The organism is Mycobacterium neglectum (assembly GCF_002591975.1).
In the GTDB taxonomy this organism is placed as follows: domain Bacteria; phylum Actinomycetota; class Actinomycetes; order Mycobacteriales; family Mycobacteriaceae; genus Mycobacterium; species Mycobacterium neglectum.
Map to the genome: position 1 here is coordinate 1 of NZ_NVQE01000083.1, position 10,950 is coordinate 10,950.

General features: G+C 66.0%; 10 protein-coding genes and 2 pseudogenes. 8 read left to right on the top strand and 4 right to left on the bottom strand.

All coding sequences use genetic code 11. The annotated features are described in order from the left end of the window. Positions 1-460 precede the first annotated feature (460 nt). The 5 genes from CSQ99_RS30095 to hflX are packed head-to-tail and all read left to right on the top strand — an operon-like array spanning position 461 to position 5,311. Positions 461-1,345, top strand: a complete 885-nt coding sequence (locus tag CSQ99_RS30095) for a DMT family transporter (protein ID WP_099042638.1) — start codon at positions 461-463, stop codon at positions 1,343-1,345. A gap of 9 nt (positions 1,346-1,354) precedes the next feature. Beyond that, a complete protein-coding gene (locus tag CSQ99_RS30100) occupies positions 1,355-2,041 on the top strand; it encodes a class III extradiol ring-cleavage dioxygenase family protein (RefSeq protein ID WP_099042631.1) in 687 nt (228 codons plus the stop codon). Then, positions 2,038-2,946, top strand: coding sequence for a tRNA (adenosine(37)-N6)-dimethylallyltransferase MiaA (gene miaA / locus CSQ99_RS30105; RefSeq protein WP_099042632.1), 909 nt, complete (start codon positions 2,038-2,040; stop codon positions 2,944-2,946). The genes CSQ99_RS30100 and miaA overlap by 4 nt, the downstream gene beginning before the upstream one ends. A gap of 4 nt (positions 2,947-2,950) precedes the next feature. Further along, positions 2,951-3,823, top strand: coding sequence for a diaminopimelate epimerase (dapF, locus tag CSQ99_RS30110; protein WP_099042633.1), 873 nt, complete (start codon positions 2,951-2,953; stop codon positions 3,821-3,823). A gap of 45 nt (positions 3,824-3,868) precedes the next feature. Continuing rightward, positions 3,869-5,311, top strand: coding sequence for a GTPase HflX (gene hflX / locus CSQ99_RS30115; RefSeq protein ID WP_099042634.1), 1,443 nt, complete (start codon positions 3,869-3,871; stop codon positions 5,309-5,311). 117 nt (positions 5,312-5,428) lie between these two features. Here the strand turns inward: hflX and mbp1 are convergent, their stop codons facing one another. Beyond that, positions 5,429-5,668 (bottom strand): microaggregate-binding protein 1, encoded by a 240-nt coding sequence (gene mbp1, locus CSQ99_RS30120; RefSeq protein WP_099042635.1) that lies wholly within the window; start codon positions 5,666-5,668, stop codon positions 5,429-5,431. Positions 5,669-6,152: 484 nt separating this feature from the next. On the opposite strand from mbp1, the gene CSQ99_RS30125 reads away from it, so the two are divergent. Next, positions 6,153-8,162, top strand: coding sequence for an LGFP repeat-containing protein (locus CSQ99_RS30125; protein WP_099042636.1), 2,010 nt, complete (start codon positions 6,153-6,155; stop codon positions 8,160-8,162). On the opposite strand, the gene lexA is transcribed toward CSQ99_RS30125, so the two are convergent. After that, positions 8,159-8,866 (bottom strand): transcriptional repressor LexA, encoded by a 708-nt coding sequence (gene lexA, locus CSQ99_RS30130; protein WP_099042639.1) that lies wholly within the window; start codon positions 8,864-8,866, stop codon positions 8,159-8,161. The two genes, CSQ99_RS30125 and lexA, sit on opposite strands and share 4 nt — an antisense overlap. Positions 8,867-9,086: 220 nt before the next feature. Here lexA and CSQ99_RS30135 point away from each other — a divergent pair, with 220 nt between their 5' ends. Both CSQ99_RS30135 and nrdR read left to right on the top strand, forming a co-directional pair. Beyond that, positions 9,087-9,536: a LysM peptidoglycan-binding domain-containing protein gene (locus tag CSQ99_RS30135; protein ID WP_099042637.1), complete on the top strand. Its 450-nt coding sequence runs from the start codon at positions 9,087-9,089 to the stop codon at positions 9,534-9,536. 162 nt (positions 9,537-9,698) lie between these two features. Beyond that, positions 9,699-10,169 (top strand): transcriptional regulator NrdR, encoded by a 471-nt coding sequence (nrdR, locus tag CSQ99_RS30140; RefSeq protein ID WP_099042640.1) that lies wholly within the window; start codon positions 9,699-9,701, stop codon positions 10,167-10,169. 8 nt (positions 10,170-10,177) lie between these two features. Here nrdR and CSQ99_RS30145 read toward each other — a convergent pair. After that, positions 10,178-10,777 (bottom strand): annotated as a pseudogene (locus CSQ99_RS30145) (PhzF family phenazine biosynthesis protein); the annotation flags it as partial. A 19-nt stretch (positions 10,778-10,796) separates the two neighbouring features. Further along, positions 10,797-10,950 (bottom strand): annotated as a pseudogene (locus CSQ99_RS30150) (IS256 family transposase); the annotation flags it as partial.

The window sequence follows — 10,950 nt, forward strand, 5'->3', positions numbered from 1 at the left end:
TGAAGTATGTTAGAGAGTGTGTAGTGGATGGAGTGTAGAGATTGATTGTATGTGGGAGGGGGGATGTGAGTAGGAGAGGTGTGAATGTGTTGTAGTGGTGGGCGAGCGACAGAGAGCTAAGAAAGGGGTGTCGTCGGCAGCGTCAGATGTGTATAAGAGTCCGGGGTGGTCCTGGCCTCGGGGCGGGTCTGGGCGGGAGAGACCCGGACGTGGGTCTGGGCGGGACAGACCCGGACGTGGGTCTGGGCGCGGAGGACTGTCCTCCTGGCTCGCTGGTCGTCATATTCGTTTCTCGTACCCTCCACGCGGTGATCCGCGCACCTGCCGCGCGACGCGGCGCCTGCCAGCTGTCACTTTCGCCCGTTATTCAAGCAGGTCCCCCCGTCGTGTGGACACCGCTTTCACGATGCGCGTCTCGGCGTCTGCCTACGCTCTGATCGACGACGACGGAAGGAGCCTGATGGATAAGGCGGATATCGCTGTCGTCCTTGCGCTCGGTGCCGCGCTGTTCATCGCGATCGGCGACGTCATGCACCAACGTCAGGCGCATGAGGTCACCGACGAACCGGTCAGCCACGCCGCGCTGTTCCTGAAGCTGTTGCGCGACCGCCGGTGGTGGCTCGGCAGCCTGGTCGCGGCCTGCGGATTCGCGTTGCAGGCCGCCGCGTTGGGGTTCGGCTCGGTGCTGCTGGTGCAGGCGGTGCTGGTGACCTCGCTGCTGTTCGCGCTGCCGATCAACGCCCGGTTGTCACACCGGCGGGTGACGCGGTGGGAGTGGACGTGGGCGGCGCTGCTCGCGGCGTCGGTGGCGGTCATCGTCACCGTCGGCAACCCGACCGCCGGCCACTCCCGGGCCTCGTTCGAAACGTGGGGCGCGGTGGCCGCTGTGCTCGGGCCCCTGCTGGTGCTGTGCGTGATCGGCGGCAGCATGCTCAAGGGTCCGGTCAGTGCCGTGCTGCTGGCCGTGGTGTCCGGAGCGTTGTGGGGTGTGTTCGCGGTCCTGACGAAGGGCGTGGTGGATCGCCTCGACGACGGTGTGCTCGCGCTTCTGGGCACACCGGAGCTGTACGCGTGGGCCGTTGTCGCCGTCGCAGGCACCGCGTGGCAGCAGTTCTCCTTCCGAGCCGGCTCGCTGACCGCCTCATTGCCGACGATGACCGTCACCGAACCCGTGGTGGCCTCGGTGCTCGGTGTGGTGATTCTGGGGGAGTCGCTGCGGCCCGGCGACGCGGGCTGGCTGACCCTGATTGTCGCCTTCGCGGTGATGGTCGTCGCGACCGGCGCGCTCGCCCGTGGCGAAGCGGCCGACGCGCCCGACACGGCTCCGCGTGCGACGCGGCACTAGCGTGGTGACGTGCTGAGCGCCATCGCGATCGTCCCGTCGGCGCCCGTCATGGTCGGTGAACTGGCCGCTGGCGCGGCGGCCGAGCTCACCGATCTGAGGGAAGCGGTCTTCGGGGCCGCGGCGGCGCTGCCCGCTCGATGGATCGCCGTCGGGATCGGGCACACCGACTCGGTGGTGGGACCCGGCCGCAGCGGCACTTTCGCCGGCTACGGTGCCGACGTTCCGATCACGTTGTCGCCGCGCACGGCCGACGCGCGGACGGAGCTGCCACTGTGCGCGTTGGTGACGGGTTGGGTACGCGGCCAGGTCAAACCGGATGCCACCGCCCAAGTGCGGGTCTACGCCGATGATCACGGCGTCGACGCGGCACTGGACCGTGGCAGGCGGCTACGCGCCGAAATCGACGAAGCCGCCGATCCGGTCGGCGTGCTCGTCGTCGCCGACGGTGCGAACACGCTGACCCAGCCCGCACCCGGCGGCTTTGACCCGGACTCGATTCCGGCGCAGACCGCGCTCGACGACGCGCTGGCCGCAGGTGATGCCGCGGCACTCATGCGGCTGCCGGTCACGATCGTCGGCCGGGTGGCCTATCAGGTGTTGGCCGGACTGAGCGAACCCGGCCCCCAATCGGCCAAGGAGCTCTACCGCGGTGCGCCCTACGGCGTGGGTTACTTCGTCGGCGTCTGGATCCCATGACGCGACCGATCGCGATCGTGGGCCCGACCGGCACCGGAAAATCGGCGCTGGCGCTCGCGGTGGCAGAGCGGATCGGCGGCGAGATCGTGAATGCCGACGCAATGCAGCTCTACCGAGGCATGGACATCGGAACCGCAAAGCTCGCGGTCGCCGAGCGCCACGGCATCCCGCACCATCAGCTCGATGTGCTCGAGGTGACCGAGACCGCCAGCGTGGCTCGATACCAGCAGGCCGCTGCCGCCGACATCGAGGCGATCGCCGGTCGTGGCGCGGTGCCGATCCTGGTCGGCGGCTCGATGATGTACGTCCAGGCGCTGCTCGACGAATGGACCTTCCCCGCGACGGACCCCGAGGTGCGCGCCAGGTACGAACAACGGCTCGCCGAGATCGGCGTCGGCGCCCTGCACGGTGAGCTGGCCGCGGTGGATGCCGACGCAGCCGCATCGATCCTGCCCAGCGACGGACGTCGCATCGTCCGCGCACTGGAGGTGGTCGAACTGACCGGCCAGCCGTTCGCCGCCTCCTTCCCGGCGATCGGTGCGCCTCGATGGGGCACCGCGATCATCGGATTGGATTGGGAAACAACACTTCTCGACGAACGCCTGACCCAGCGAACCGACACGATGTTCCGCGACGGATTGGTGGACGAGGTCCGCAGACTTGCCGACCGCGGCCTTCGTGACGGTGTGACAGCCGCGAGGGCGCTGGGGTATGCGCAGGTGATCGCCGACCTCGACGAGGGTGGCGACGGAACGGCCGCGCGCGAACCGACGTTCTTCGGAACCCGTCGCTACGTGCGACGGCAACGGTCGTGGTTTCGCCGTGACCAACGCATCAGCTGGCTCGACGGGTCGGCGGACGACACTGTCTCTCAAACGCTGCGCATCTGGCGCGACGTATCCTGAGCTGGTGAAGTTCGCCAAGGGGCACGGCACACAGAACGACTTTGTGCTGCTGCCCGACCCGGAGGGCAGGTTGACGCTGACACCTGCCGCGGTGGCCGCGCTCTGCGACCGTCGGAGGGGTCTGGGCGCCGACGGTGTGCTGCGGGTGACGACGGCTGCGGCCGCCCTGGCGGCGGGGGTGTTCGAGCGGATCCCCGAGGGCGTTGCCCCGAGCGACTGGTACATGGACTATCGCAACGCCGACGGGTCTATCGCGCAGATGTGCGGCAACGGGGTCCGGGTGTTCGCGCACTACCTGCGTGCCTCGGGGTTGGAGAGCCGCGACGAGTTCGTCGTCGGATCGTTGGCCGGCCCGCGGCCCGTCGTGCTGCACGACTGGGACGCCACCGGCGCCGACGTCACCGTCGAGATGGGCAAGACCAACCAGTTGGGTTTCGGTGAGGCGATTGTCGGTGGCAGGCCGTTCGCAGGCTTGGCGATCGACGTGGGCAATCCTCATCTGGCCTGCGTTGATCCCGCCATGACGCTCGACGACCTGGCCGCGCTCGATGTCGCTGCACCGGTGTCCTTCGATCCCGTCGAGTTTCCCGAAGGCGTGAACATCGAGGTGCTGACGGCGCCGGCGGATGGTGCTGTGTCGATGCGGGTACACGAACGCGGTGTCGGCGAGACGCGGTCCTGCGGCACCGGAACCGTTGCCGCTGCGGTCGCAGCGTTGGCGTATGGCGGCGCCGATATCGGCACCTTGCTGGTGCACATCCCCGGTGGCGATGTCACCGTCACGATCACCGAGGCCAGCAGCTACCTTCGTGGTCCGTCGGTCCTGGTGGCCGACGGCGAACTGGCAGAGGAATGGTGGCGTGCTGCCCAGCGTTAAATCACGTGCATCGGCCGCGATCGCCGTGCGACCCTGTATTCGCTTATGACGTATCCCAAATTCCCGAACAACGAGATACCCAGCGCGGGTGAACTCGCCCTCGAGGACCGCGCGGCGTTGCGCCGCGTGGCGGGTTTGTCGACCGAACTCGCCGACATCTCTGAGGTCGAATACCGCCAACTCCGACTGGAGCGCGTCGTGCTGGTGGGTGTCTGGACCGAGGGCAGTGCCTCCGACGTCGATGCCAGCATGGCCGAACTCGCCGCGCTCGCCGAGACTGCCGGTTCAGAGGTGCTTGAAGGCCTCGTGCAGCGCCGCGACAAACCGGATCCGTCGACGTACATCGGCTCGGGTAAGGCGCAGGAGTTGCGCGAAGTGGTGCTGGCCACCGGCGCCGACACCGTGATCTGCGACGGTGAGCTCAGTCCCGCGCAGCTCAATGCGCTGGAGAAGGCCGTCAAGGTCAAGGTCGTCGACCGCACCGCGTTGATACTCGACATATTCGCCCAGCACGCCACCAGCCGCGAAGGCAAAGCGCAGGTGGCGTACGCGCAGATGGAGTACATGCTGCCCAGGCTGCGCGGCTGGGGTGAATCGATGTCGCGACAGGGCGGCGGCGCGGGCGGCAGTGGAGGCGGAGTGGGTACCCGCGGACCCGGCGAGACCAAGATCGAGACCGACCGTCGACGAATCCGTGAGCGAATGTCCAAGTTGCGCCGCGAGATAAAGGACATGAAGAAGATCCGCGACACCCAGCGCAGCCGTCGGCTGGCGAGTGACGTGGCGTCGATCGCGATCGTGGGCTACACGAACGCGGGTAAGTCCAGTTTGCTCAATGCGCTGACCGGCGCCGGTGTGCTGGTGGAGAACGCGTTGTTCGCGACGCTCGAACCGACAACGCGCCGTGGGGAATTCGCCGACGGCAGGCCGTTCGTCCTGACGGATACCGTCGGGTTCGTGCGCCACCTCCCGACTCAGTTGGTGGAGGCATTTCGTTCCACCCTCGAGGAGGTCGTCGACGCCGATCTGCTGGTGCATGTTGTAGATGGCTCCGATATCAAACCGCTGGACCAGATCAACGCGGTACGGCAGGTGGTCAACGAAGTGATCACCGGAGCCGCCCCGGCGGCAACATCAGGCGCAGGTCACGACATCCGCTCTGTTCCAGAGCTGGTGGTGGTCAACAAGATCGATGCCGCGAACGACCTCGCGCTCGCGCAGCTTCGGCGAGCCCTGCCGGACGCGGTGTTCGTCTCCGCGCATACGGGTGACGGTCTGACACGGCTGCAGCAGCGGATGGCCGAACTGATCGCGCCGACCGATACCGTCGTGGATGTGACGATTCCCTATGACCGCGGCGATCTGGTCAACAAAGTGCATGCCGACGGTCGGGTGGACGCCACTGAGCACACCGCCGATGGCACCAGAATCAAGGCGCACGTCCCGATTTCATTGGCAGCCACCCTCGGTGAGTTCGCGACGTTCTAGGCACGCACGGGTCCGCTTATCAAAGCCACGCGCTAAAGCCTCGCCCACAGCACTGGTGTGACAGCCGAAAGGTCCCCGAACCCATGGGATTCGGGGACCTTTTTCGGCTTCGGTGAGCTAGTTCTGCTCGGCCTTCTGACGCTCCTCGGCGGTCTTGGCCGCGGCACGAGCACCTTCGGCCTCCGCTTCCTTCTGTGCGGCGTTGCGCTGCGCCTCGGCCTTGTCCTGCTGAGCCTGGCCCTCGCGGTACAGGTCATCGCGTCCGGCGACTGCGCCTGCAACCTCTTTGACCTTGCCCTTTACGCCCTCGACGACGCCCTTGACGGCTTCTTCGGGCCCGCTGTTCTTGTCCGACATTTCGCTGTCCTCCTTGATAGGTGGTTCATGAATGCCCGCAAATGTCGGTTTGCTAAACCCTTACCGCCGCACCGTGGCTAACGTCACATTGCCGTCCGAACGGCAATGCCCTGCAGCAAATTGGAATCGAACCGTGCGCTTCCGCCGCCCTACACCAAGGAACGCAAGGCATTTCGTTCGTCATCCGATGGGCCACCAATGCTCGCGGAGCCCATCTCGATGCGGATGACCGTCCTTGACGCGGGGAAGAGTTCAACGCCGAATAGATCTGTGCCGGGGCGGCAGTTCACTCAAAAATCGTCGTATCTGAGCCCCAGACAAATTGATTCGGCGCTTCGTTGCGCAAGATCCGAGGCTTTTCCGCATTGCCGGGGTATTTTCTCTCCCAGAGTTTGCGTGTGTTCCTTGGTTATTAACGTCATCTGAAGGACAGTTGACGAGCGCGATATTTTTCATGGAATTTGCGCTGACTGCGGGAGGGTGAATGAGCGGGCAGAAGAGTCGGCGCGGCACAGTGCTCAATCGACTGAGTATTGGTTTGCTGGCCGTGTCGATGACCCTTTTGCTGGCACCGGTCGCGGCCGCGCAGCCGGAGGCCGACGCCAACGGTGCGATCACCGCAGCGTGGGAGGCCAGTGGCGGTGACGGCGGCACGCTGGGACCCAGGAATGGCGACGTCTATCCGGTCGGCCAGGGCTTCGGGCAGAACTTTGCCGGAGGCAAGATCTTCTTCACTCCCGAGACCGGCGCCCGCATCATGCAGGGCGCGATTCTGGAGAAGTACGAGTCGTTGGGCGGCCCGGCCGACAGCGATTTGGGTTTCCCCACCATCGACGAGGGACCCGGGCTGGCCCCGGACAGCCGCAACACCACGTTCAGTGCGACGGACAAGCCGGTCATCTTCTTCACGCCTGCGACCGGTGCACGGGTGGTTCGTGGGCCGATCAACGCGGCCTGGGACCAGCTTGGCGGCTCGGCCGGCGTGCTCGGCGTGCCGACAGAGGATGAGGTCTACCGCGGCGACGTCGTCAGCCAGAAGTTCACCGGCGGTGAATTGACGTACGACATCCGGAAGAAGACCTTCACGACGGTGCCACCAGAGCTGGCCGCGGAGTTGGCTGACCTGCAGTTTCCCGACGACCCCGCCGCGGCGATCAGTGCCGCCCGGCGCGCCGCGGGCGGAGCGCTGGGCCCCCTCGGCGCCCCGGAAGGTGAGCCGTACCCCGTGGGCAAGGACGGCCTGAGGCAGAACTTCGCCGGTGGCGCAATCTTCTACACTCCAGCCACCGGTGCGAATGTCGTGACCGGGCAGGTGCTGGCCAAGTACGAGAGCGTGGGCGGCCCGGAGGGCGATCTCGGTTTCCCCATCAGCAACGAGGTCGACGGTGGTCTCGCTACCGAAAGCCGCATGTCCAGCTTCGCGGCCGAGGATAAGCCGATCATCTTCTGGACGCCCGAGCACGGCGCGGTGATTGTTCGCGGCGCGATGGCAGCGGCCTGGAACAAGCTGGATGGGGCGAAGGGCGCCATGGGCGCGCCGATGGCAGACCAGACCGAGGCCGGTGGCGTCGTCACTCAGCGATTCAACGGCGGCGTCGTCTCGTGGGACCGATCCAAGAACACATTCACCACCGAACCGGCGAACCTGGCCTCTGAATTGTCCGGACTCGAGGTGCCGGGTCAAAATGCGCCTGACGCACCGAGCGCCCCCCAGGCGTCGGATTCCAAGAGCGACAAGTGGTTCACACCGAACTTGTGGTGGCTGCTGGCCCTCGTGCCGCTGGTGGTCCTGGTCGGAGTGGGATTGATGGTCATGCTGCGACGGCCCACGGGCGAAGATCCTTTCGCGGCGGACGGCTCATTCGTCAACGAAGAGACCCGGTTCGATGGCGATGGTGAATCCGCCTACAGCGGTACTGTCGGGGCTCCCCCTGAAAGGGCGACCACCGACGACGACTACGCCGCTGCAATGTTCGGTGACCGTTACGCCAGTGGGGGTTTGGGTTCATTTCCGCGCAGCGGCGATGCGTCGCTGCCGGAGGACGACCTGTGGGGAGCGCCGTCGAGCGTCGGGGAAGACCAGGGAGTCCAGGAGCACGAGGAGGAGAAGCCGCCTGCTCCCGACGATGAGTCCGGCGAGGACGACGATCCCGATGCGGTTGACACCGCGCCGACCCGCGTTCAATCCGAAACGGCTCTCGCCGCGGCCGCGGCGGCCGCGGCGATGAAGCGTGATCCGCTCACCGATACCGGCCGTCATGCCCGGATCGAGGTCGACGACGATCCTTCGCCACAGCGCGTGGCATTCCTGCTGCCGCTTGACGACCCGAACGAGGCGCCGGACGGATATCCGATTAAGGCGAACACCAAGTCGGGTGTGTACTGGGCGCCAGGCAGCGCATTATATGACGATGCCAGCGCCGAAATCTGGTTCGCGACTGAAGAACTCGCGAGGGTAAACGGCTTCGTCGCTGACGACGATCCAGTTGGCTAGACCTTGCGCAGGACCGTCACGACTTTGCCGAGCACGGCGGCGTCGTTGCCTGGGATCGGGTCGAACGCCGGGTTGTGCGGCATCAGCCACACCTGACCCCGGGTGCGCTTGAACGTCTTCACCGTGGCTTCACCGTCGATCATCGCGGCGACGATGTCGCCGTTGTCGGCGACGTTCTGTTGACGCACGACCACCCAGTCGCCGTCGCAGATTGCTGCGTCGACCATGGAGTCGCCGACCACTTTCAGGAGAAATAGCGAGCCCTCGCCGACCAGTTCACGCGGCAGCGGAAAGACATCCTCGATGGCCTCTTCGGCCAGGATCGGGCCGCCGGCGGCGATGCGGCCGAGCACGGGTACGAAGGTCGGCTCCGGTAGGGCGTCGGACCCCGCGACGTCGGTGGTGACGATCGATGCCGCCGCGACGTCCTCGGCGCTGCGCACGTCGACGGCGCGCGGTCGATTGGGATCGCGTCGAATGAACCCTTTGCGCTCCAAAGTGCGCAGCTGGTGGGCCACTGACGAAGTCGACGTGAGCCCGACCGCGTCGCCGATCTCCCTGATGCTCGGGGGGTACCCGCGACTGGTCACCGATGTGCGGATGACCTCGAGAATGGTGCGCTGACGCTCAGTCAGACCCGTCTCGAGTCCTTGGCGTCCGCCCGTGCCGTCCGTGCCACCCGGGATATCGCTGCTGGAGTCCATGGCGCGAATGTAGCCGGTGGCAGCCGAATAATCAAACATGTGTTCGAGGCGTGTCGGATCGCTTTAAGTCGTCGGATCCGGGCGGCGGGCACTTCTCGGTGCTTGTCGGTGGGGCCCGATATCGTTTGGCAACAGTTCGATCACATGTTCTATTAATCGAACACGTGAGCGAGTATGTTCGAACACAAGAGCGAATGACCTCGGACCGGAAGGCAGAAAGATGACCATTCTCGATACTCGGGAAAACCAGGCAACGCCCCAGTTCAGGCCGGTAGACCGGCCGGCAGGCGCACGTCGGCGGCCACCGTCACGGCGGCCGGGCGGCGCTCCGGTGCGGTATCGAAACACCGGCGTCCTCGTATCACGCGCCTCGCACCGTCGCCGGCCGATCACGCCGGTCACCACGGTCCTGTTGGCGGTTGTCGCTGCGGGCATCACCGTGTGGCTCGGGCTGGTCGCGCAGTTCGGTGGTGTCGTCGGTGAATCGGCCTCCGTGCCCGACCGGCTCGCGGTGGTTCAGGTGCAGACGGGCGAGACGCTGCAGCACGTCGCCGGCCGGGTCGCCCCCGACGCGCCGGCAAGCCAGGTCATCGACCGGATCCGCGAGCTCAACCAACTCGATACGGTCGCGGTTCATGCTGGCCAGACGCTGATCGCGCCGATCGGCTGACGGTGCGCTGTGAGCGGTGAAAACAGCGGCCGCACAAGGGCATTCGAAAGTGCAAGCACCGGATGCGCCCCAATCGACTCGAAGCTGGGCTCGCGGAGTGCCGCGCAGGTACGCTCAGAGGAGTTCGAGTTAATCGTTTTGTGGCGCGGTGAAGGAGCGGTGATGCACTGTCCGTTCTGCCGTCACCCCGATTCCAGAGTGGTCGACTCTCGGGAGACCGACGAAGGCCAGGCGATTCGGCGCCGCAGATCATGCCCGGAGTGCGGTCGTCGCTTCACGACGGTCGAGACCGCGGTGCTCGCCGTGGTCAAACGTAGCGGTGTCACCGAACCGTTCAGCCGGGAGAAGGTCGTCAAAGGTGTGCGCCGCGCATGTCAGGGCCGGCAGGTCGACGACGACGCACTGAACGTGCTCGCCCAGCAGGTAGAGGATGCCGTGCGTGCCACCGGTTCGCCTGAAGTGCCCAGCAATGAAGTGGGACTGGCCATCCTCGGACCGCTCCGAGAACTTGACGAGGTGGCGTACCTGCGGTTCGCCTCCGTCTACCGCGGCTTCACATCGGCCGAGGATTTCGAGCGTGAGATAAAGGCGCTACGGGAGCATCGCAAGTCTCCGCAGCCGGCCCAGAGCTGAACAGCCCGCTAGTCGATCTGCTTCGTGCCGTCGCTCACGACGCGGCCTGCGACACGCACCCAACCCTCAGGACTCCACTTGGTGGAGATCATCGACCCCTTGCCCTGCACGATCTCGAGGTCGCGGCTGAGGTAGTCGGTGATCCGCACTGCGGCGGCGCCAGTGGCCTCATCCTCGGGAACGCCGAGGTGGCTGGCGAACATCCGCGAGCGGATCGTTGCGGCGGACTCGTCAAGCCAGGTCCACAGGTAGTGCTCGACGTCGTCGGTGTAGTCGGCGGGGTCGGCCGCCATCAACTCGTCGACGGAGGCAAGGTCATAGATCGCAAAGTCCGGAGCCCAATCCGCCCGCGCGCTCACAGCCGTCAGTTCCCCGTCGTAGGTGACCTGCACGATGCCCGCGGGCACCTGCAGCGTGTTGATCGCAGAACCTTGATCGCGCAGCCACCACGAAGCGCCCACAGTGGGGTGTCCGGCGAAGGGCAACTCGACCACCGGGGTGAAGATGCGTGCGTGCGCGGTGTTGGATCCTTCTGCTGGCAGATCGATGAAAATTGTTTCGCTATAACCTAATTCGGTAGCGATCCGCTGGCGAGAGGAATTGTCAATACCTGTGGATCGGGGTGTTTCAGGCGACCTCCGTTTCGGTTGATTCGGCCGGCTCGGGCGGTGTGATGTCGGCGGGGCGTTCGAGTAGCTTGCCTTTGTGGAAGACGGCGCCGGCACGGACGAGGGCGACCAGGTGGGGTGCGTTGACTGCCCGCCACCGGGCTTGTGCGGCG

Bases quoted from the DNA above. Each gene is read 5' to 3' on its own strand.
- CSQ99_RS30095 (WP_099042638.1), top strand. From the start codon at position 461: ATGGATAAGGCGGATATCGCTGTCGTCCTTGCGCTCGGTGCCGCGCTG.
- miaA (WP_099042632.1), top strand. From the start codon at position 2,038: ATGACGCGACCGATCGCGATCGTGGGCCCGACCGGCACCGGAAAATCG.
- hflX (WP_099042634.1), top strand. From the start codon at position 3,869: ATGACGTATCCCAAATTCCCGAACAACGAGATACCCAGCGCGGGTGAA.
- mbp1 (WP_099042635.1), bottom strand. From the start codon at position 5,668: ATGTCGGACAAGAACAGCGGGCCCGAAGAAGCCGTCAAGGGCGTCGTC.
- CSQ99_RS30125 (WP_099042636.1), top strand. From the start codon at position 6,153: ATGAGCGGGCAGAAGAGTCGGCGCGGCACAGTGCTCAATCGACTGAGT.
- lexA (WP_099042639.1), bottom strand. From the start codon at position 8,866: ATGGACTCCAGCAGCGATATCCCGGGTGGCACGGACGGCACGGGCGGA.
- CSQ99_RS30135 (WP_099042637.1), top strand. From the start codon at position 9,087: ATGACCATTCTCGATACTCGGGAAAACCAGGCAACGCCCCAGTTCAGG.
- nrdR (WP_099042640.1), top strand. From the start codon at position 9,699: ATGCACTGTCCGTTCTGCCGTCACCCCGATTCCAGAGTGGTCGACTCT.